Source organism: Kribbella solani, from assembly GCF_014205295.1.
Lineage (GTDB): Bacteria > Actinomycetota > Actinomycetes > Propionibacteriales > Kribbellaceae > Kribbella > Kribbella solani.
Genome location: NZ_JACHNF010000001.1, coordinates 3,820,526 through 3,839,391, shown reverse-complemented (window position 1 = coordinate 3,839,391; position 18,866 = coordinate 3,820,526). Strand labels below are relative to the sequence as shown.

Sequence of the window (18,866 nt, the reverse complement as noted above, 5' to 3'; positions counted from 1 at the left end):
GTCGATGAACGACGACGACACTGGGGCAGCGGAACGTACGGCCGCGAGGGCCGGCGGGCACGCGCCCGAGGAGCTGACCGAGCGGGAGATCCAGGAACTGGTCGCGCGTTGCCCCGAGCAACAGCGCTGGGCCTTCGAGGGCTGGCTGCGCGGCGTCCGGCAGCTGGACGGCGACCCGATCGTAAGCATGGCGCCATGACCACAGACAGAACGGCAGGAGGACGGAAGATGGTGCGGATCTGGCTGGGTGACCACCTGATCGCGGAGTACGCGGCCGAGCCCGATCGTGCGTCGCGCTATCAGAAGGTGATGACGCCGAAGTTCACCGGATTGCGAATCACCGTTGACAATGCGGCGACCGGCAAGGCCTCGGAGCTCCCGAGCGAACAGCTCTGGCCGCTGACCGTCCAGTAGTCCTCAGTACCGCTCTGTACCTGTCGTACCCGCCCCTCGAGCACGCCAGGTTCGACTCTCGCCGGAGAGCCGGACCTGGCGTTTCCATGTCTCCACCAGGTCACTGAAAACACCCCGCCGGTACGCCGGCGCCTACGGACTCCGCCGGCGCCGCTCCGGGCACGCAGAAGGGCCCCTTCGTCACTCGCCTGGCGAAGGGGCCCTTGATCTGTTTTACGTAGTTGTAAGGCTCAGGCTAGGTAGTCGAACTCGCCGTCCTGGACTCCACCGAGGAACGCCTCGATCTCGGCCTTGGTGAAGACCAGCGCCGGGCCCTCGGTGAAGCGGGAGTTGCGTACCGCCACCCCGCCGTCCGGGAGCTTTGCCACCTCGACGCAGTTGCCCTGCGGGCCGCTGCGCTGGCTCTTGCGCCAGACCAGCTCGGTGTTCGAGTCGCCAGGCATGCCGTTGTAGATCGCAGTCATCAGCTGCACCTTCCATACGTACTTGGCATATGCACGTGCATTTGGGCTTGCATTTGCATCGTACACGGTTTGGGGTCATGTGTCCGCTCCCTTACTTCCTGTCACCGTGTCGAGGTCAAACGCTCGTTGGAACGGCGTGTTCGTCGCGGTCGGTGACGATCCGGCCGCTCCAGGCCCACCTCTGCCTCTCCAGTACCCCGCCTGTACGACATCCGGAGCGCGATGCATGAGATCCGGAGTACTGGGTACGACTTCGAATGCAGGCATGACCGTGGTTCAGCTAAGTGCCACGCCGTGACAAGACAGTCGCGAGGTCATACCAATGGGAACGAGCACCATGGAGCGGGCTTCGGCCCCTCGTCCGATCGATCGGACCGCACGTGAAGCGGCCACCCGGGAACTGATGGAACGCCGGGCCGCCAGTACCTCCGCCGAGGAACGGCAGGAACTGCTCGAGCAGGTCGTCGAGCTCAATCTGGAGATGGCCCAGGGCATCGCGCGCCGATTTCGCGGCCGTGGCGCCGAGGCGGACGACCTGGAACAGGTCGCCTACCTGGGTTTGGTGAAAGCTGCTCACCACTACCGGCTGGAGGCGGAGATCCCGTTCATCGGGTTCGCCATCCCGACCATCCGCGGCGAGGTCAAGCGGTACTTCCGCGACTGCGCCTGGACGGTACGGATTCCGCGCCGGCTGCAGGAGATGCAGGGCACGATCGCCACCAAGCTGCCCGAGCTGGAGCAGGAACTGAACCGCGAACCGACCCCGGTCGAGATCGCCGAGCACCTCGAGGTCGAACTGACCGAGGTCGAGCAGGCGCTCGCGGCCCGGGGCTGTTTCAACGTGCTGTCGCTGGACCGGCCGGCCGAGGTGGACGCGGAGCTGACGCTGGCCGACGTGGTAGCTGATGAGGAAGACGCGACCATCGACCAGTTGGAGACAGTGGAGATGCTGGAGCCGGTGCTCGCCGATCTGGGCGAGCGGGACCGCCGGATCCTGCAGCTCCGGTTCGTCGAAGGCTGGACCCAGTCCGAGATCGGCAACGACATCGGCGTCAGCCAGATGCAGGTCTCCCGGGTTCTGCGCCGCATCCTCGACGACCTCCGCGACAAGCTGGATCCGGTCCAGGCCGCCGCCTGACCCTCTCGACTCTCCAAGGCGGACCCACTTCGATCGAGCGTGCGTCACGACTCGCTGGTGGTCGTGACTCACGCTCGGTGGCGGCGGGTTGCACAATGGGGGTTGACGAGGGGATGAGTAGTTGCTTCTGGCGTTGCGGATGTTCAAGACCGTGCCCGCGGACGCGGTCCGGGTGGTGCGCGCGTACCCACCGATGGTGATCTGTTTCGCGGCCGCGCTGACCGGTACGGCGCTGGTGTTCGACATCTTCTATCTCGTCGCCAGCCCCGGTCTCACCCTCGCGCTTGTCTATACAGTGCCGGTACTCGCCGGGCTGATCGCCGGTTTGGTGGCTGCCGCGGACGACGTCGGTCTGGAACGGCCGGTGCTGCTGCGTACGGTCGGGCTGGCCGTTGCCGTCGGCATCACCAACGCGATCGTGGTCGCGATGATCGCGGCGATGATCCGTACCGATCCGCACAACTGGGCTGCCGGTGGTCAGTCTGTACTGTTCGCCGGCTGCACTGTCTTCGCGGTCGCTGTCTCGATCGTTGCCTGCCACAAGTTGATCGGTGCGCTGGGCATCGAGTTGAGTACGCGGCTGCCGCACCGCAAGTCGACCCGCCCGCCGGTCGCGGCCCCGGCGGTGGCGGCGCCCCGGCCGAAGGTGAGCAAGGAGTCCGCCGCCCGCGCCAAGCCAACCGTGCCGCCACCACCGTCGCCGGCACGTGAGGACACCATTCCCCTCTTCGTCCCGCCGCCGCCCAAGATCGTGGATCTCGACGAGGCCCGCCCGGTCACGGGCTTCGGCGCCGGCACACCCCATTCCCCGCGCACCCGCCGCGCCACCACCGCGCGCCGCCCCAACAAGCCCGGCCGCCGCCCCGGCACCTGACCTCAGCAGGTCTGATCAACCGCGGGCAGCCGACCGCTGAGCAGGTAGCGGATCACCTTCCCGTCGACGCAACCGTTGCCGTACTCACCGAAGATCCCATGCTTGCGTGCGTCCCGCAGCATGATCAGCCGGGCCCCGGTCAGCTTTCGCTGCAGTGCCGCCGCATTCGGGTAAACCGCCCGCGGATCGCCGTCAGCAGCCACGATCAACGCCGGCTCCGCGTTCGCGATCCGCGTCGGCGCCTCCCGCGGCCGTACTGGCCAGAACGCGCAGGCCGAGATCGATCGCGCCAGCGACGCGAAGTGCGGTTCCGTACGCCGATGTGCCTGAATGTCCCGCCAATACGTGGCGGGGTCACGCGGCACCGCTCGATCACCGCAGACGATCGCGATCTGCGCACTGGACAGCTGTGATGCCGCCGGCGTCAGCAACCCCGCCAGCAACCCGCCGAACTCGGCACTCGGCTCGACCGGACCGTACGTCGCCCGCAGCATCGTCCGAACAAACCCCGCGTACGTCGCGCGGGCAGCGTCCCGGTCATCGGCCAGCGGCCCGAACAGCACCACCGGCGCCGAACCGTCATCGAGCCGGTACTTCCCGATCGCCAGCCCCGGCCCGGCCGCGACGCGAAGGATGCGATCCACCGACGCCATCACCCCGGCCGTGGTCGTCCCCAACTGATAGGTACGGTCCCGCGCCGCCGCCCACGTGGCCCAGTCCCGCAACGCGGCCTCGTTCGCCGGGCCGACGGTCCGCAGCAACTGCGCGCCGTACAGTTCCGGATCGAGTGGTCCGTCGAGCACGACCCGATCCGTACGCCCCGGGAACATCTGCAGATAGACCGCGCCGAGGTACGTGCCGTATGAGTAGGCCAGATACGAGATCTTCTCTTCGCCGAGCGCGATCCGCACCTGGTCGATGTCCCGGGCAGTGTTCCGGGTGCTGACATAAGGAAGGTACTGACCCGCGTTTGCCCCGCACCGCGCCGCGAGGTCCGCCTGCTGCCGAACGACCCGGTCGAACGTCGCACGGCTCGCGCCATCCGCCCACGGCCATCCCGCGAACGGCAGCTTGCAGTCGATCGGCGTACTGCGCCCGACGAAGCGCGGATCGAGCCCGATCAGGTCGTACCGCGTGCCGGCCTCCCGCATCATGGTCCGCAATCGCAGTGGCATGCTCAGCCCCGGACCACCCGGCCCACCGTCGTTCAGCACCATCGCACCGATCCGGTGACCGGTCGCCTTCAACCGGGACATGGCGATGCTGATCTTCGGTCCGTCCGGGCGGCTGTAGTCCAACGGCACCTTCAGCTCGCCACATTCCGCGCCGGCCCGGTCGAGCTCGGCCCCTTCGGTGTCGCCCGCGTTCAGCCGGCAATGCCCCCACTCGATCCGTGGCGCTGACGTGGAAATGGACTTGGATATGGACGTCGGCGGGGATGCGGGAGGTTCGGCCGGAGTGGTCAAGGTTCCACCCAGCAGCGCTGCTACCAGAAGCAGTTTCATTCGGTTCTCCTCGAAGTCACTGCCGACGTTATGGATTGGCCGTCGCCGGCACAGTGCCTTGGAGGACCCCATGACGGTCGCGTCCGCACTACCTCGCTCGAGTACGCACCCGGTGTGCTGCGACACTGTGCGATGTGTGGGATCTGGTGATTGTTGGCGCGGGCCCGGCAGGGGCTGGGGCGGCGTTGGGGGCGTTGGCGGCGGACCCGACGTTGTCGGTGTTGTTGCTGGACCGCCACGACTTCCCGCGGGACAAGGCGTGTGGTGACGGGATCGCGCCGCACGTACTCGACCTGCTCGCCGAGGTAGGGGTCACCGGGATCCTCGACGACTGGACGCCGGTGCGCCGGTTCGTGCTCAACAAGGGGCAGGTCGGCGTCGACCGGGAGATGCATCGCCCGACCTGGGTGGTGCCGCGGGCAGTCTTCGACGAGCGGTTGGTCGCGGCGGCGCAGGCGGCGGGCGCGCAGCTCGTCCGGCGGCGCGTCCGTGACCTGACGATCGACCGCCGGTCGGTGACGCTCGACGGTGAGTTGCAGGCGCGGTTCGTGGTCGGCGCGGACGGTGCGCATTCGGTCGTACGCCGCGAGCTCGGCACCAAAGCTGGTCCCGTCGCGCTGGCGATCCGCGGGTACGCGCCGACGCCGCCGGACCGCGCCGCGAGTCAGGTGATCGCGTACGGTCCCGGCCGCCAGCCTTCGTACGCGTGGTCGTTCGACCGTGGTGACGGCTGGTCCAACGTCGGGTACGGCGAACTGCTCGCCGCCGACCGCCCGCGCCCGACGCGCACCGACCTGCTCGGGCATCTCGAAACGCTACTCCCCGGCGCGACCGACGGCGGCGAGTCCTGGTGGGGTCATCACCTGCCTCTCGCCGGCTGGACCTGGCGTCCGCAGCGCGGCCAGGTGCTGCTCGCCGGTGACGCGGCCGGTCTGATCAACCCGATGACCGGCGAGGGCATCTATTACGCGATCGCTACCGGTCTGCACGCCGGGCGTGCGGTCGCGGAGGCGCTGCGTGCGAACAGTTCGGACGCGGGTACGCCGTACCGTCGCCGCACTTCCCGGATGCTGTCGAGGCACCTCCGGCACACCGCGCTGATCGCTCAGCTGAGCCGATCGGAGCGCATTCTCAACGCCGGGATTCGGGCCGCCGCGGGGGATCAGCAGATCTTCGACGATCTGGTCGAGCTCGGTCTGGCCGACGGCGGTGTCACCCGCCGGATGCTCAGTACGCTCCTACCGTGAACTGTTCTTGACGGCGTACGCGATCACGTCGGCCGCCCGCTCCACCGGCCACTCCAGCTTGCTCGCGACCTCCTCGACCGTCAGCAGCCGATCCGCCTCCCAAAGCGTCGCGAGTACGGACAGGCAGTCCGTGAAGCCGCCGCCGCCGGACATGTCCTCGCTCAGCCGCCCGAAGAACGCTGCCATCTGGGTGAGCCGCTCGCCGGCCGGACTGTCCGGCCCGAGGAGCTCAGCGCCCTCGGCAGCGGTCTCGGCCCAGTTCAGGTTGGTGCCGGCGCTCACCTCCCACGCCTTCAGCCAGACGTCCTCGGCGATCACATAGTGCTGCGGCCGGCGCTCCGGGTCCGGCTCGCGGTATACCATTCCGACCCGCTCCAGGTAGCCGATCGCCTTCGAAATCGACGCTGGACTGACGTGCAGCTCGCGTACGAGCTCGGCCGCGGTCAGCGTCCGGGCGTCGGTGGTATACAGAAGTGCGAGTACGCGCGACGCCATCCGGGGCAGGCCGCCCTGGACCATCATCGTGGCGAAGCGCTCGACGTACTCCTGCAGCGGGTCCTCGGCGCGCGGCCGTTCGCCCGGCGTGGCCGGCCGGCGGCGACGAGCGCGGGAGGCGGTCGCGTAGTGCGCGTGGTCCGCCCGGTACCCGCCCGCGCCGCCGTTCCGCGCGACTTCGCGGGTGATCGTCGACGTCGGGCGCCCGAGCTGCCGCGCGATCTCGGCGTACCCGAGCCCGGCGGTCAGACCGGTCGCGATCTCCAGCCGGTCCTGGTGACTCAGCCGTCCTCCGGGCATCGGTGCCTCCGTGCGTCCGCTCGTGCGTTTGCTGTCATCCCATTGCAACGAGTTGCGTTCTCTCGCAGTCTCATTGCACAGAATGCCCGTTCCAGCAGGGTTTTTCCAGCCGGCAGCGCCTGGAGTTGATTGCCGATTCGGTGAATGCAACATAGTTTTCGGGTCATGGTGATGACAGTGGACGGCCTGCGGATGCGGTACGGCGACACCGACGTACTCAGCGATGTCTCCTTCGCCGCGCGCCCCGGCGAGGTGCTCGCCCTGCTCGGCCCGAACGGTGCCGGCAAGAGCACGACGATCGAGATCCTGGAAGGCTTCCGGCTCCGGTCCGCGGGCGACGTGGAGGTCCTCGGCGTCGACCCGGCCGCCGGCGACGAGCACTGGCGGTCCCGGCTCGGCATCGTGCTGCAGTCCTGGCGCGACCACGGCAACTGGCGCGTACGCGAACTGCTGCACCACCTCGGCCGGTACTACGCGCCGTACTCGACCTCCGCCGCGCCGCGTCCATGGCCGACCGACGAGCTGCTCGACGCGGTCGGGCTGACGCCGTTCGCCGGGCAGAAGATCAAGACCCTCTCCGGCGGTCAGCGCCGCCGGCTGGACGTCGCGATCGGAATCGTTGGCCGCCCCGACGTACTGTTCCTGGACGAGCCGACCGTCGGCTTCGACCCGGAGGCCCGGTCGGAGTTCCACGAGCTGGTCCGGCGGCTTGCCGCCGAGCAGGACACCACGATCCTGCTCACCACCCACGACCTGAACGAGGCCGACAAGCTCGCCGACCGCATCCTCGTACTCGCCGGCGGCCGGATCATCGCGGCCGGCACGACCGCGGAGCTGACCACCTTGATCGCCGGCCAGGACGAGGTCCGATGGTCGGTCGACGGCCGGCCCTTCCGCGAATCGACGACCGACTCGACCCGGTTCGTCCGCGACCTGTTCGGGACGTACGGCGACCGGCTGCGCGAGCTCGAAGTACGCCGCGCCTCCCTCGAAGACACGTATCTCACCTTGGTCCGCGGACAGGAGACGACATGACACCGGCGATCCGGATCGGCTGGCAGCGTGGACTGATCGAGCTTCGGCAGTCGTTCACGAACGGCGCCGAACTGTTCAGTCACTTCCTCTGGCCCGTACTCATGCTGGTCGCGCTGTTCTTCCTCCGGGACCGCGACTTCGGCTCGACCGGCATCCTGCTCGGCGCGCTCGCACTACCGAGCATCCTCGGCATGAACGCGGCGATGGGCATGGTCAGCATGAGCCAGCACCTGACCGCCGACCGCGAGGACGGTACGTTGCTGCGGGCCAAGGCCGTCCCGAACGGCATGCTCGCGTACGTCGTCGGCAAGGTCGTTTCGGTAGCGGGCGGCCTGCTCGCAGACCTGGCCATCCTGCTGATCCCGGGCCTGCTCCTGGTCGACGGTCTGGCAGTCGGCTCGGCGAACTGGTTCACGCTGATCTGGGTCCTGGTGCTCGGTCTGGTCGCCACTTTGCCGATCGGCGCGATCCTCGGCTCGGTGTTCACCAGCGCCCGCTCGCAAGGGTTGATCCAGTTGCCCGTACTCGGACTGATCGCGATCTCGGGCATCTTCTACCCGATCACCGCCCTGCCCGGCTGGATCGCGTGGATCGGTCAGGTCACCCCGATCTACTGGATGGGCCTCGGCATGCGCTCCGCCCTGCTGCCCGACTCGACCGTCGTGGTCGAGGTCGGCGACTCCTGGCGGCACCTGGAAACCGCCGCCGTACTAGGCGTCTGGGCGATCGCCGGCGTACTGCTCGCCCCTGTCGTACTCCGCCGGATGGCCCGCCGCGAATCCGGCTCAAAGGTCGCCGAACGCCGCGAACGAGCCCTCCAACGCGCCGCATGATGGAGTCATGACCGACGAGATGTACGCGTGGGTGGTCGATCGTCCAGGCCCGATCGACACCGCTCCGCTGCGCAAGATACGGCGCCCGATCCCCGAACCAGGACCTGGCGAGGTACTCGTAGAGGTGGAGGCATGCGGAATCTGCCGCACCGACCTCCACCTCTGCGAAGGCGACCTCCCCCCAAAACACCTCCACATCACCCCAGGCCACCAGGCAGTCGGCACGGTGGTCGCCCACGGCCCATCCACTACCCGCACCACCAGCACCCGCACCACCGCCGACCACATCGGCGGCGACCGCGCCGCTCCCGCCGATCGCTTTGCTGTTGGTGATCGGGTTGGGATTGCGTGGTTGCGGGGGACCTGTGGTGGGTGTGAGTTCTGCCGGCGGGGTGCCGAGAACCTCTGTCCGCGATCGACCTACACCGGCTGGGACGCGCACGGCGGCTTCGCTGAGTACGCCGTCGTCCCGCAGGATTTCGCGTACGCCCTCCCGCCCGACCGCCCCGCGATCGAGCTCGCCCCCTTCCTGTGCGCCGGCATCATCGGCTACCGCGCGCTCCTCCGCGCGAACCTGCCACCCGGCGGCCGCCTCGGCATCTACGGCTTCGGTTCGAGTGCCCACCTGACCGCGCAGCTCGCGACCGCGCAGGGCGCCGAGCTGTTCGTGATGACCCGCGGCGAACAGAACCGGGTACTCGCCCGCGCACTCGGCGCGGTGTTCGTAGGGGAGACCGCCGATCGCCCACCGGCACCGCTCGACTCGGCGATCGTGTTCGCCCCGGCGGGTGACGTCGTCCCGTACGCGCTGGAGGCCGTCCGTCCGGGCGGCACGGTGGCGGTCGCGGGCATCCACCTGTCCGACGTACCGGTGCTGAACTACGAGCGGCACCTCTTCCACGAGCGGGACCTGCGCAGCGTCACCTCCAACACCCGGCGCGACGGGGAGGAGCTGCTCCGGCTGATCGCGCGGCTCGAAATCAGCGCGCACACCACCGCCGTACCGTTCGATGCCGTCGACCGGGCGCTGGCCGATGTCGCGCACGGCCGGGCGAGTGGCTCGCTGGTCGCGCTCCGTTAGAACTGGGTGAAGATTCCACCAGCCGCCGCCCCCGAACTTCAGCAGTCCCTGCTAGCTGCGTTAGATTTGATCAAATCTCACCGAGCTACCAGGGAGCGTGACCGTGCGGATGCAGGATCTGGCCCGGCAAGAGCGGTCGGTTCCGGCTGACGTACGCCCGGCGGCCCGAACGGGTGGCCGGTGCTGACCAAGATCCTCGGCGCGGTGGGAGCGGTCCTGCTGATCGTCGGGGTGGTCTTCGCCGTGCGGCCGATCTCGGCCGCCGGTGACTCCTGCGGCTCGGTTTTCCAGCCGGACAAGGGCATTACGCCGATGCAGTGCGACGCCCGGCTGAGCAGCCGCGGCACCCTCGTCATCGGCTTCGGCGCCGGCGGCGTCGCCCTCCTCCTCGCCGCCTTCGCCACCACCACCCTCCAGAACCGCCGCAACCCCACCACCTGACCCCACTTTGAGAAGCCACCGCGCGTTTCGCGGGCGAGAATTCGCGCGGTGGCTTCTCAAGGTGGGGTACGGCGTCAGGGGTTCGCGGCGTGCGGTGCGACGTCGCCGCGGATGCCTTCCGTAGGGTGGGGAACATGCGGCAGAAGGCGTCCACCGTGGTGACGATGGCCGATGTGGCGCGGTCCGCGGGGGTGTCCACGATGACGGTGTCGAACGTGATCAACGGCCGGCCCCGGGTCGGTGCCGAGACCAAGGAGCGGGTACTGGCCGCGATCGGCGAGCTCGGCTACCAGGTGAACCTGGCCGCGCGGCACCTCCGAGCGGGGCGTACGGGCGTGGTCGGCCTGGCCGTACCTGAGTTGGAAAACCCGTACTTCGCGCAACTGGCCGGCCGGCTGGCGGACCGGTTCGAGGCGCATGACCTGCGGGTCGTGGTCGAGCGCACCGGCGCGAGCCGCGAGAGGGAGATGGAGGCGGTCGCGTTCTCCCGGCTGCGGATGTACGACGGGCTGATCCTCAGCGTGGTCGACATCGACCCGGCCGAGCTCGGCCAGCTCCGTACCGACGCGCCGGTGGTGTTGATCGGGGAGCGGGCGCTGCCGTCCCGCTTCGACCACGTGATGATGGACAACGTCGACGGTGCCCGCCAGGCGACCGCGCACCTGCTGGCGACCGGCGCCCGCCGGGTCGCGATGCTCGGCGGCGAGCCCGACGGCGCCGCGAACATGCCGGCGTTGCGCGCGGAGGGCTACGCGCTGGCCCACGCCGAGGCGGCCGTCCCCGTTGATCCAAGGTTGAACATCCGGAGCAGTTTCCGGCTTCAGGACGGGTACGAGGGGATTCGCGCGCTGCTCGATCGGGGGATCGGGTTCGACGCGGTGTTCGCCCTCAACGACGTGGTCGCGATGGGCGCGCTGCGGGCGCTGGCCGACGCCGGGCTGCGGGTACCGGCGGATGTCCAGGTGATCGGCTTCGACGACATCGACGAGGCCGCGTACCTGGTCCCGGCGCTGTCCACGGTCAGCCCCGGCCACGCCGAGATGGCCGACCGCATCACCGCGCTGCTCACCGCCCAGATCACCGACGGCCCGACCGGCGAGCCCCAGGAGATCGTCGTCCCGGCCCGCCTGGTCCACCGCGCCACCACCACGCCGCTCAGCTGACCGCATTTTCAAGGCAACCGCGAAGAGGGCTTTACCTGGCATTAACTGTTAGGTAACCTTCCTAACAATTCAGAACTCCGCGCCCCCGGAGGTGTCGCATGAAACTGCGCCTGCTCGCGCTGGTGCTCCCCGTCGGCCTGGTCGTCGCGCTCGGTGGTTCCGCCGCCGACGCCAGAACCAGCGCCGACACCCTGCTCTCGCAGGGCCGACCTGTCATTGCCTCAAGCAACGAGGATGACACGCTGGCAGCGGCCAAGGCAGTCGACGGTGACTCGTCGACGCGCTGGGCCAGTGCCGAAGGTTCCGATCCACAATGGCTCCGCGTCGACCTCGGCCAGCCGGCCGCCGTCGGCCGGGTCAAGCTCAACTGGGAAGCCGCGTACGCGAAGGCGTACCGGATCGAGGTCTCCGACGACGGAGCCAATTTCACCACCGTCAAGGAAGTTGCGAACGGCAACGGAGCGACCGACGACCTGACCGGATTGAACGCGCACGGCAGGTATCTCCGCTTGGTCGGTACGCAACGCGCCACGTCCTACGGCTACTCACTCTGGGAGCTGGAGGTCTACGGTACGAAGGACTCCTCCGGCGACACCCAGGCACCGACCGTACCAACCGGTCTGAAGAGCACCGGCGCCACCGCGACCTCAGTAGCGCTCACCTGGACCGCATCGACCGACAACGTCGGCGTCAGTGCGTACGAAGTGCTCCGCGATGGCAAGGTGATCGCGTCCACGGCGAGTACGCAGTACAACGACACCGGTCTGACCGCGAACACGGCGTACCAGTACTCGGTGCGCGCCCGCGACCTGGCCGGCAACACGTCCGCGGCGGCCGCACCGATCGCAGTCACGACAGGTACGGGCGGAACCGGCGGGTTCGTACTCGCGGCCGCCGGTGACATCGCGGATCGCTGCACCGCATCGGACTCGAAGTGCGTACACCCGAAGACCGCCAAACTGGTCCAGGCGATGAACCCGGCCGCCGTGATCACGATGGGCGACAACCAGTACGACGACGCGCATCTGTCCGACTTCCAGAAGTACTACGCGACGACGTGGGGGAAGTTCAAGAACATCACCCACCCGATCCCCGGCAACCACGAGACGTACGACAACACGCCGTACGAGGGGTACCACAAGTACTTCGGCTCGATCGCCACGCCGCAGGGGAAGAACTACTACAGCTGGGAAATGGGCAACTGGCACTTCATTGCCCTGGATTCGAACGACTTCGTCAAGGAAGAAGGGCTGGCCGAACCGGCGCAACTCACCTGGCTGAAGCAGGATCTGGCGAAGAACACCAAGGGCTGCATCGCGGCGTACTACCACCACCCGCGTTTCAGTTCCGGTGATCACGGCGACAACCCGGACGCCGATCCGTTGTGGAAGACGCTGGTGTCCGCCAAGACCGATCTGATCCTGAACGGTCACGACCACCACTACGAACGGTTCCTGCCGCAGAACGCCGCCGGGGCGAAGGATCCGAACGGCCCGGTCCAGATCATCGGCGGAATGGGCGGTGCGCCGCTCTACCCGGTCAGCGCCGCGCATCCGGCGACCGCGAAGATCATCGAGGACTTCGGCGTACTCAAACTGTCGATGACCGACACGACGTTCAGCACCCAGCTGATCGGGCTGGACAGCAAGGTCCTGGACAGCAGCCCGACGTACACCTGCCACTGATGTATCTCGCATCCGTCGGCCCGCCGCGGACACCGTTACGCCGGGCAGTCAGGAACGTACCGGGCAATGTCGTTGCCCTTGGCATCGTCAGCCTGGTGACCGACATCTCGGCCGAGATGGTGACCGCGATCCTGCCGCTGTACCTGGTCTTCGGGCTCGGGCTGAACCCACTGCAGTTCGGCCTGCTCGACGGTCTGTATGCCGGTGCGACCGCGGTACTGCGGCTGGTCGGCGGACATGTGGCCGATCGCTGGCGGCGGTTGAAGACCGTCGCCGGCATCGGCTACGCGTTGTCGGCGATCGCGAAGCTCGGCTTCCTGGTCGCCGGCCCGGTGGTACCGGCGATCGGTGCGGTACTCGCGATCGACCGCGCCGGCAAGGGTATCCGGACCGCTCCTCGTGACGCGCTGATCACGTCGAGCAGCGACCCGGCGAGCCTGGGCCGTTCCTTCGGCGTCCACCGCGCGCTCGACACCGTCGGCGCGTTTCTCGGGCCGTTGGTCGCGACGCTCGTGCTGTGGGCCAGTCTCAACAACTACGACTCGGTCTTCGTGACCAGCTTTGCATTGGCGACGTGCGCGGTCATCCTGCTGGTTTCGTTCGTTCGCGACCAACCGGCGCCGCCTCCTGTTCAGGCACCGGCGCCGATTCGTACGACGCTCGGGTTGTTGCGTGAGGCAAATTTTCGCCGGTGCTGCATCTGGGCGGCTGGTCTCGGTCTGCTCACGATCACCGATTCGTTCGTCTATTTGGCCGTGCAGCGCCGCTGGGACATCGGGACCAGCGTCTTTCCCCTGCTCCCGTTGGGAACCGCCGGTACGTTCCTCCTGCTCGCCATTCCGCTCGGCCGGCTCGGAGATCGCATCGGTCGTTGGAAGGTCTTCCTTGGCGGCCATCTCGCGCTGATCGTTGCCTTGCTCATCATCTGCGGCCCGATCGGCAGCTGGTGGCTCGTCCTCGCGCTGCACGGCGTCTTCTACGCCGCCACCGACGGCGTACTCCCGGCCGCGGTCGGCCCACTTCTGCCCGAACACCTGCGCGCCAGCGGGCTCGCCGTCCTGCAGACCGGGCAGGCGCTCGCCCGGATGGCCGCCGCCGTCACGGTCGGTCTGCTCTGGACGCTCTGGGATCTCCGCCCGGCGATCCTCGCCTTCACCCTCGCCCTGCTCGCAGTCACCATCGCCGCCGCGATCTTCAAACCGCTGGGGGTACGCCGATGACCCGCCGCGATCTTCAAACCGCCGGAGGTACGCCGATGACCCGCCGCCTCATCGTCACCGCGATCGGCATCCTCGCGCTGATCGGCGGCGCGATCACGTACGTCATCCAGGCCCGTGACGGCGGTGCCACCGAAAACGCCGTGCCCGTTGTCTCCGGTCAGCCGATGCTGCTCGACGGCAAGACCCTGTTCTTCCGCAACCTCGCGCCGGGCCCCGACTCCGGCAAGCTGGCCGCCGTACCCGTCGCCGATCCGGGTACGCCACGTCGCGTCGGCGAACTGCACTGCGACCGCTTCGCCGCCGCCCACGGTACGGCGATCTGCCTGCGCTTGAAGCCCAGTTCGCTACCACCGCTGACCGAGATGTTCGTACTGGACGCGAACCTGCACGAACGGCATCGCGAAACCCTGCCTGGTACGCCGAGCCGCGCCCGCGTGTCACCCGATGGCCGGATCGTGAACTGGACCCTCTTCGTAACCGGTGACTCGTACGCCGCCACCGGCTTCTCCACCCGCACCGGTCTGTACGAAGTGAACACCGGGCGACTCGTGAAGACGATCGAGGAACTCGCGGTTTTCGTCGACGGCAAACGGTACTTCGCGTCGGACGTGAACTACTGGGGCATCACCTTCGGTGCCGACGGCAACCGTTTCTACGCGACCATGGCCAGCAAGGGCAGGACCCGATTGATCGAGGCGGACTACCGCGCGTACCGCGGCACCGCGATCGCCGAGAACGTCGAATGCCCTTCGCTGTCACCGGACGGCCGCCGGATCGCGTACAAACAGAAGACCGGCCCGGGTACTTGGCGGCTCGCCGTTCTCGACCTCGCCACCCACCGGATCACCCATCCACCCGAGTCCCGCCAACTGGACGACCAGCCCGTCTGGCGGGACAACAGCACCCTCCTCTACCCCCTCCGCAACCCCTCCGGAACCCAGGACATCTGGTCGGTCGGCCTCACTACGGCACCCAAGCTGTTGGTGCCGCAGGCAACAAGTCCCTCGGTCAGCTAGCCTTCGCCCGGTCAGCGAGGGCGCGGTTCATCGCTTCGAACTGGGGCTTGATGGTGTTGTTCAGCATCGAGCGGGTGAACGGGATGGCGGCGCCGGTGAACTTCTCCTCCTGGACCAGGCGGGTGCGCCCGTTCGGCAGCGCGGTCAGCCGGAACGAGTGCTCGCCGTCGAAGATCGCGCCGGGCGGGACCTTGCCGATCCAGCGCAGTTCCTCGTTCGGCGTGACCGCGAGCAGGGTCGGGTCGAACGCGGTTTCGCTGCCCTTGGTGTCGCGAAGGACGTTGGTGATCTTGCCGCCGACCTTCAACTCGCCGGTCGACGAGATGATGAACGGGTTCCACTCCGGGTACGCCTCGCGGTCGGTGAGCACGTTCCAGACCTGCTCGGGGGACGCGTCGATCTCGATCTCGGTGTGCAGCACGAACGGACGTACGACGGTGACGACCGTGTACGCGGCGATCACCACGATGACGGTGCCGAGAACGACAAGGAACTTCTTCATGACTGCTCCGGTCCGAGGGTGCTGTGCACCAGCGCCCTCACGTAGGCGGGATCGATCGGCTCGCCGGTGATCAGGAGCCGGTAGTACAGCGCGCCGACGAGCTGGTCGACGACGACGCGGGGATCGGCGTGTGCCGGCATCAGGCCCTCGTCCTGGAACCGGCCGATCGCGGTGGCGACGACCGCGTGCCGCTCGGCCCAGAGGGCGCGGACGCCTTCGCCGACCCGGGGTTCGCGGGCGGCCGCGGCGACCAGGTCGGCGACCAGCGCGGTCGGGATGGAGTCCAGGGCGCCGGCGATTCCGGCGACGAACTCGGTCAGGTCCCGCCGCGGGTCCCCGGTCGGGTCGAACGCGACCGCGCTGGTCAGCTGCGCGATCATCGCCATCACCAGCTCGGCCTTGCTCGGCCAGCGCCGGTACAGCGTGGTCTTGGCCACCCCGGCGCGCTCGGCGATCCGCTCGACGGACATCCCGTCGTACCCGCGGGCGCGCATCTCGCTCATCGCCGCCGCCAGCACCCGCCCCTCGACGCCGGCATCCCGCGGCCGCCCTCGCGCTGCCATCGCTCACCCTCTTTTTCGCTACTGCGGTGTCGAAAAGAAGATAGCCGTGCCAAGGCATTTACGCAACTGCCGTATCGTAAAAATGTGACAGCACTTATATAAGTGCTGTTATGATCCCGGCATGGACGACCCGACCGAGAAGAGTCACTGGCGACCGCTGTACGAGTTGCTGGCCCGGCTGGATGCCGACGTCGCCCGGATCTACACCGACCGGCGTATCGACGGCCTCAAACCGACGTACGTACGCGAGTTGCTGCAACTGCACTACAAGGGACCGCTGACGATCACCGAGCTGGCGGAGGTGACCGGCCGGACGCACTCGGCGTTGAGCCAGAAGGTCGCCGGGATGCGTACGGCGGGGCTGGTGCGGACCGTGCCCGGAGCTGATGCCCGGAGCAAGCGGGTCACGCTGACCGCCAAGTCGAAGAAGCTGGTCGAGCTGCTCGCCGCCGAGTGGTCTGCCACCGACGCCGCGCTGGCCGAGCTGGACGCCGAGCTCCCGTACCCGTTGACCCAGGTGGTACGCGACCTCGAGGCGGCACTGGAGCGGCAGAGCTTCCACGACCGCATCACGGCCAAGCTGGCCGGCGTGGCGGGTCTGGAAGATGCCGCGAAGCTCTACGGTGCTGCGGAGGCGGAGGGCGCTGCGAAGTCGGACGGTGCTGCGAAGCCGGAGGGTGCAGCGGAGGCGGGCGGCGTTGCGAAGGTGGAAGGTGTGGGGGAGTGAAGGGGGCGTTCATCGATCTGCGGCCGTTGCGGGTGGTCGCGTACCGGCGGTTGTGGGTCGGCCAGGTGTTGTCCGGGTTCGGTGGGCAGCTGACCTTCGTCGCGGTGATGTTCCAGGTCTGGGACCAGACGTCGAGCCCGGCCTGGACCGGCGCGGTCGGGCTCGCGCAGGCGCTGCCGTTGATCGTGCTCGGCCTGTTCGCCGGCACGCTGGTGGACCGGCTCGAACGCCGCCGGATCTACCTGGTCACCACGATCGGTCAGCTGCTGGTCGCGAGTGTGATGGCCAGTCAGCTCGTGTTCGGCCGGGTGCCGGTCGGCGTACTGCTCGTGCTGATCGGCGTCCAGGCGTGCTTCGGCGCGACCGCCGGACCGGTGGCACGGACCGTACTTCCGCATCTGCTCACCCGGGATCAGCTCGCCGCCGGAATCGCGCTGAACCGGATCGGTTTCCAGGGCGCGATGCTGCTCGGCCCGGCGCTCGGCGGTCTGATCATCGGCGCGTGGGGTGTCGGGGTGTGTTACCTGATCGACGCCGTCAGCTTCCTCGCCGCGTTGTACGGCGTGCTGGGTCTGCCCCGGATGCAGATCGAGTCCACCGCGAAGCCCGGCCTGCGTGGGGTGTGGGACGGTTTGACGTTCGTCGCCTCGACGCCGGTGATCCGTGGCGCGCTGATCACCGATCTCGCGGCGACCGTGCTGTCGATGCCGATCAGTCTGTTTCCGGTCATCAACGCGGAGCGGTTCGGCAACAACCCGCGTACGCTCGGCCTGTTCCTGACCGCGATCGCCGTCGGCGGGGTGATCGCGACGGTGTTCTCCGGGACGTTCACCCGGCTGCCGCGGCACGGTGTGGTGATGCTGTGCGGCTCGGGTGCGTGGGGGATCGCGCTGGTGCTGTTCGCGTTCTCGCCGGTGCCGTGGCTCGCGTTGGTCTGCCTCGCGGTGGCTGGTGCGGCGGACACGCTCGCGGTGGTTTCGCGGAGCACGATCATCCAGCTGTACACGCCACCGGAGCTGCTCGGGCGGGTCAGCGCGGCGGAGCAGATCGTCGGCCAGGCCGGTCCTGATCTGGGCAACCTCCGAGGTGGCCTGGTCGCACAATTCACCTCACCAGTGACGTCACTCGTTTCCGGCGCGCTGCTCTGCATCGCCGCGGTGGCCGGAGTCGCGGCGAGTACGCCCGGTTTGCGGTCGCGTACTTCAGAGGGCGACGGTGCGGAAGCCGGCGTTGCCCATTGAGGACTCCGGGGTGTTGGACGAGCGCGCGGCGTTGCGGTAGCGGTTGCAGTACGAGTCGTGGCACAGGTACGAACCACCGCGGATCACCCGGGCCGCGCCGAGTGACGGTCCGGGCGGGTTCGCGGCGGGGGAGAACTTGTAGTAGCGCGGGCCGAACCAGTCGTTGCACCACTCCCACACGTTGCCGACCGTCTGCCACAGGCCGTAGCCGTTCGGCTCGAACGTACGGACCGGGGCGGTGGTGAGGAAGCCGTCTTCCTCGGTGTTCTTCCGCGGGAACTCACCCTGCCAGATGTTGCACCGGTGGATCCCGTCGTCGCCGATCAGCTCGTCGCCCCACGGGTACCGCGCCCCCTCCAGGCCGCCGCGCGACGCGTACTCCCACTCCGCTTCCGTCGGCAGCCGACGGCCGGCCCACTTGCAGTACGCGACCGCGTCGTTCCAGCTGACGTGTACGACCGGGTGATCCTCGATCCCGTCCAGATCCGACCGCGAACCACCCGGATGCCGCCAGTCGGCCCCGCGCACCCCAGCCCACCACGGCGTACCCGAAGCCGGCCCCATCACCTCGTCCGGCTCAGCCGCCAGAGCAAGATGAAACACCGCCGAATACCCGAAGATCTCAGCCTCGGTCTTGTACTCAGTGGCGTCCACGAACCGCGCGAAGTCCGCGTTGGTCACGCTGGTCGCGTCAATCCTGAACCCACCCAACTCAACCTCATGAACCGGCAGCTCCCCATCACCGCCGTTCTCATCCCCATTGGGGTTCCCCATCGCGAAAACCCCACCCCCAACCACAACCTGCTCAACCAAATGCGCACCCCGCCCACCTGGTACTGGCGGCGGCACCGAGTCACCCACCCGAGACGGCGCACAACAAGACGGCTGATCCTCACTCATATCAGCAGTCTAAGTACTCACC

Annotated in this window: 21 protein-coding genes; 15 read left to right on the top strand and 6 right to left on the bottom strand. The window is 68.2% G+C overall.

The features are described from left to right. Nucleotides 1-4 precede the first annotated feature (4 nt). Together HDA44_RS17365 and HDA44_RS17360 are read left to right on the top strand one after the other, a co-directional pair. A complete protein-coding gene (locus tag HDA44_RS17365) occupies nucleotides 5-199 on the top strand; it encodes a hypothetical protein (RefSeq protein ID WP_184835667.1) in 195 nt (64 codons plus the stop codon). After that, nucleotides 196-414: a hypothetical protein gene (locus HDA44_RS17360; RefSeq protein ID WP_238352478.1), complete on the top strand. Its 219-nt coding sequence runs from the start codon at nucleotides 196-198 to the stop codon at nucleotides 412-414. The genes HDA44_RS17365 and HDA44_RS17360 overlap by 4 nt, the downstream gene beginning before the upstream one ends. A gap of 230 nt (nucleotides 415-644) precedes the next feature. Here HDA44_RS17360 and HDA44_RS17355 read toward each other — a convergent pair whose 3' ends face one another. Continuing rightward, entirely contained in the window at nucleotides 645-878 is a 234-nt protein-coding gene (locus HDA44_RS17355; protein ID WP_184835665.1) for a DUF397 domain-containing protein, read from the bottom strand. Between the two features lie 322 nt (nucleotides 879-1,200). Between HDA44_RS17355 and HDA44_RS17350 the strand changes: the two genes are divergently transcribed. Beyond that, nucleotides 1,201-2,016, top strand: a complete 816-nt coding sequence (locus tag HDA44_RS17350) for a SigB/SigF/SigG family RNA polymerase sigma factor (RefSeq protein WP_184835663.1) — start codon at nucleotides 1,201-1,203, stop codon at nucleotides 2,014-2,016. Nucleotides 2,017-2,137: 121 nt separating this feature from the next. After that, the gene (locus tag HDA44_RS17345) at nucleotides 2,138-2,890 is read left to right on the top strand and encodes a hypothetical protein (protein WP_238352477.1); all 753 of its coding nucleotides are present in this window, start codon (nucleotides 2,138-2,140) and stop codon (nucleotides 2,888-2,890) included. 2 nt (nucleotides 2,891-2,892) lie between these two features. On the opposite strand, the gene HDA44_RS17340 is transcribed toward HDA44_RS17345, so the two are convergent. Next, complete coding sequence (locus HDA44_RS17340; RefSeq protein ID WP_184835661.1) at nucleotides 2,893-4,395, bottom strand: alpha/beta fold hydrolase; 1,503 nt, start codon at nucleotides 4,393-4,395, stop codon at nucleotides 2,893-2,895. A 134-nt stretch (nucleotides 4,396-4,529) separates the two neighbouring features. Here HDA44_RS17340 and HDA44_RS17335 point away from each other — a divergent pair, with 134 nt between their 5' ends. Continuing rightward, nucleotides 4,530-5,642 (top strand): NAD(P)/FAD-dependent oxidoreductase, encoded by a 1,113-nt coding sequence (locus tag HDA44_RS17335; RefSeq protein WP_337906076.1) that lies wholly within the window; start codon nucleotides 4,530-4,532, stop codon nucleotides 5,640-5,642. Here the strand turns inward: HDA44_RS17335 and HDA44_RS17330 are convergent. Next, nucleotides 5,634-6,437: a GbsR/MarR family transcriptional regulator gene (locus HDA44_RS17330; protein ID WP_184835659.1), complete on the bottom strand. Its 804-nt coding sequence runs from the start codon at nucleotides 6,435-6,437 to the stop codon at nucleotides 5,634-5,636. The two genes, HDA44_RS17335 and HDA44_RS17330, sit on opposite strands and share 9 nt — an antisense overlap. 165 nt (nucleotides 6,438-6,602) lie before the next feature. On the opposite strand from HDA44_RS17330, the gene HDA44_RS17325 reads away from it, so the two are divergent. From HDA44_RS17325 to HDA44_RS17290, 8 genes are all read left to right on the top strand, one after another. Then, nucleotides 6,603-7,472 carry an ABC transporter ATP-binding protein gene (locus HDA44_RS17325; RefSeq protein WP_238352476.1) on the top strand — a complete coding sequence of 290 codons (870 nt, stop codon included), beginning with the start codon at nucleotides 6,603-6,605 and terminating at the stop codon, nucleotides 7,470-7,472. Next, complete coding sequence (locus tag HDA44_RS17320; RefSeq protein ID WP_184835655.1) at nucleotides 7,469-8,305, top strand: ABC transporter permease; 837 nt, start codon at nucleotides 7,469-7,471, stop codon at nucleotides 8,303-8,305. The genes HDA44_RS17325 and HDA44_RS17320 overlap by 4 nt, the downstream gene beginning before the upstream one ends. Before the next feature lie 7 nt (nucleotides 8,306-8,312). After that, complete coding sequence (locus tag HDA44_RS17315; protein ID WP_238352475.1) at nucleotides 8,313-9,386, top strand: zinc-dependent alcohol dehydrogenase family protein; 1,074 nt, start codon at nucleotides 8,313-8,315, stop codon at nucleotides 9,384-9,386. Between the two features lie 180 nt (nucleotides 9,387-9,566). After that, the gene (locus HDA44_RS17310) at nucleotides 9,567-9,827 is read left to right on the top strand and encodes a hypothetical protein (RefSeq protein WP_184835653.1); all 261 of its coding nucleotides are present in this window, start codon (nucleotides 9,567-9,569) and stop codon (nucleotides 9,825-9,827) included. 134 nt (nucleotides 9,828-9,961) lie between these two features. Continuing rightward, nucleotides 9,962-10,990 (top strand): LacI family DNA-binding transcriptional regulator, encoded by a 1,029-nt coding sequence (locus HDA44_RS17305; RefSeq protein WP_202887408.1) that lies wholly within the window; start codon nucleotides 9,962-9,964, stop codon nucleotides 10,988-10,990. A gap of 98 nt (nucleotides 10,991-11,088) precedes the next feature. Next, nucleotides 11,089-12,675, top strand: coding sequence for a discoidin domain-containing protein (locus HDA44_RS17300; RefSeq protein WP_184835651.1), 1,587 nt, complete (start codon nucleotides 11,089-11,091; stop codon nucleotides 12,673-12,675). Beyond that, a complete protein-coding gene (locus tag HDA44_RS17295) occupies nucleotides 12,675-13,895 on the top strand; it encodes an MFS transporter (RefSeq protein WP_184835649.1) in 1,221 nt (406 codons plus the stop codon). The genes HDA44_RS17300 and HDA44_RS17295 overlap by 1 nt, the downstream gene beginning before the upstream one ends. Before the next feature lie 35 nt (nucleotides 13,896-13,930). Beyond that, nucleotides 13,931-14,911: a TolB-like translocation protein gene (locus HDA44_RS17290; protein WP_184835647.1), complete on the top strand. Its 981-nt coding sequence runs from the start codon at nucleotides 13,931-13,933 to the stop codon at nucleotides 14,909-14,911. Here HDA44_RS17290 and HDA44_RS17285 read toward each other — a convergent pair. Together HDA44_RS17285 and HDA44_RS17280 are read right to left on the bottom strand one after the other, a co-directional pair. Further along, entirely contained in the window at nucleotides 14,904-15,413 is a 510-nt protein-coding gene (locus tag HDA44_RS17285) for an SRPBCC domain-containing protein (RefSeq protein ID WP_184835645.1), read from the bottom strand. The genes HDA44_RS17290 and HDA44_RS17285 overlap by 8 nt on opposite strands. Continuing rightward, on the bottom strand, nucleotides 15,410-15,976 hold the full coding sequence (locus HDA44_RS17280; protein WP_184835643.1) for a TetR/AcrR family transcriptional regulator: 567 nt from the start codon (nucleotides 15,974-15,976) through the stop codon (nucleotides 15,410-15,412). Before HDA44_RS17280 ends, HDA44_RS17285 begins: the two co-directional genes overlap by 4 nt. Nucleotides 15,977-16,097: 121 nt before the next feature. Here HDA44_RS17280 and HDA44_RS17275 point away from each other — a divergent pair, with 121 nt between their 5' ends. Both HDA44_RS17275 and HDA44_RS17270 read left to right on the top strand, forming a co-directional pair. After that, nucleotides 16,098-16,703, top strand: coding sequence for a MarR family winged helix-turn-helix transcriptional regulator (locus tag HDA44_RS17275; RefSeq protein WP_184835641.1), 606 nt, complete (start codon nucleotides 16,098-16,100; stop codon nucleotides 16,701-16,703). Beyond that, on the top strand, nucleotides 16,700-17,944 hold the full coding sequence (locus tag HDA44_RS17270) for an MFS transporter (RefSeq protein WP_184835639.1): 1,245 nt from the start codon (nucleotides 16,700-16,702) through the stop codon (nucleotides 17,942-17,944). The genes HDA44_RS17275 and HDA44_RS17270 overlap by 4 nt, the downstream gene beginning before the upstream one ends. Here the strand turns inward: HDA44_RS17270 and HDA44_RS17265 are convergent. Then, nucleotides 17,906-18,844 carry a formylglycine-generating enzyme family protein gene (locus HDA44_RS17265; protein ID WP_184835637.1) on the bottom strand — a complete coding sequence of 313 codons (939 nt, stop codon included), beginning with the start codon at nucleotides 18,842-18,844 and terminating at the stop codon, nucleotides 17,906-17,908. The genes HDA44_RS17270 and HDA44_RS17265 overlap by 39 nt on opposite strands. Nucleotides 18,845-18,866 lie beyond the last annotated feature (22 nt).

Excerpts from the sequence above, each read along its gene's own strand:
- HDA44_RS17365 (WP_184835667.1), top strand. The coding sequence starts at position 5 with ATGAACGACGACGACACTGGGGCAGCGGAACGTACGGCCGCGAGGGCC.
- HDA44_RS17360 (WP_238352478.1), top strand. The coding sequence starts at position 196 with ATGACCACAGACAGAACGGCAGGAGGACGGAAGATGGTGCGGATCTGG.
- HDA44_RS17355 (WP_184835665.1), bottom strand. The coding sequence starts at position 878 with ATGACTGCGATCTACAACGGCATGCCTGGCGACTCGAACACCGAGCTG.
- HDA44_RS17350 (WP_184835663.1), top strand. The coding sequence starts at position 1,201 with ATGGGAACGAGCACCATGGAGCGGGCTTCGGCCCCTCGTCCGATCGAT.
- HDA44_RS17340 (WP_184835661.1), bottom strand. The coding sequence starts at position 4,395 with ATGAAACTGCTTCTGGTAGCAGCGCTGCTGGGTGGAACCTTGACCACT.
- HDA44_RS17330 (WP_184835659.1), bottom strand. The coding sequence starts at position 6,437 with ATGCCCGGAGGACGGCTGAGTCACCAGGACCGGCTGGAGATCGCGACC.
- HDA44_RS17325 (WP_238352476.1), top strand. The coding sequence starts at position 6,603 with ATGGTGATGACAGTGGACGGCCTGCGGATGCGGTACGGCGACACCGAC.
- HDA44_RS17320 (WP_184835655.1), top strand. The coding sequence starts at position 7,469 with ATGACACCGGCGATCCGGATCGGCTGGCAGCGTGGACTGATCGAGCTT.
- HDA44_RS17315 (WP_238352475.1), top strand. The coding sequence starts at position 8,313 with ATGACCGACGAGATGTACGCGTGGGTGGTCGATCGTCCAGGCCCGATC.
- HDA44_RS17305 (WP_202887408.1), top strand. The coding sequence starts at position 9,962 with ATGCGGCAGAAGGCGTCCACCGTGGTGACGATGGCCGATGTGGCGCGG.
- HDA44_RS17300 (WP_184835651.1), top strand. The coding sequence starts at position 11,089 with ATGAAACTGCGCCTGCTCGCGCTGGTGCTCCCCGTCGGCCTGGTCGTC.
- HDA44_RS17295 (WP_184835649.1), top strand. The coding sequence starts at position 12,675 with ATGTATCTCGCATCCGTCGGCCCGCCGCGGACACCGTTACGCCGGGCA.
- HDA44_RS17290 (WP_184835647.1), top strand. The coding sequence starts at position 13,931 with ATGACCCGCCGCCTCATCGTCACCGCGATCGGCATCCTCGCGCTGATC.
- HDA44_RS17285 (WP_184835645.1), bottom strand. The coding sequence starts at position 15,413 with ATGAAGAAGTTCCTTGTCGTTCTCGGCACCGTCATCGTGGTGATCGCC.
- HDA44_RS17280 (WP_184835643.1), bottom strand. The coding sequence starts at position 15,976 with ATGGCAGCGCGAGGGCGGCCGCGGGATGCCGGCGTCGAGGGGCGGGTG.
- HDA44_RS17275 (WP_184835641.1), top strand. The coding sequence starts at position 16,098 with ATGGACGACCCGACCGAGAAGAGTCACTGGCGACCGCTGTACGAGTTG.
- HDA44_RS17265 (WP_184835637.1), bottom strand. The coding sequence starts at position 18,844 with ATGAGTGAGGATCAGCCGTCTTGTTGTGCGCCGTCTCGGGTGGGTGAC.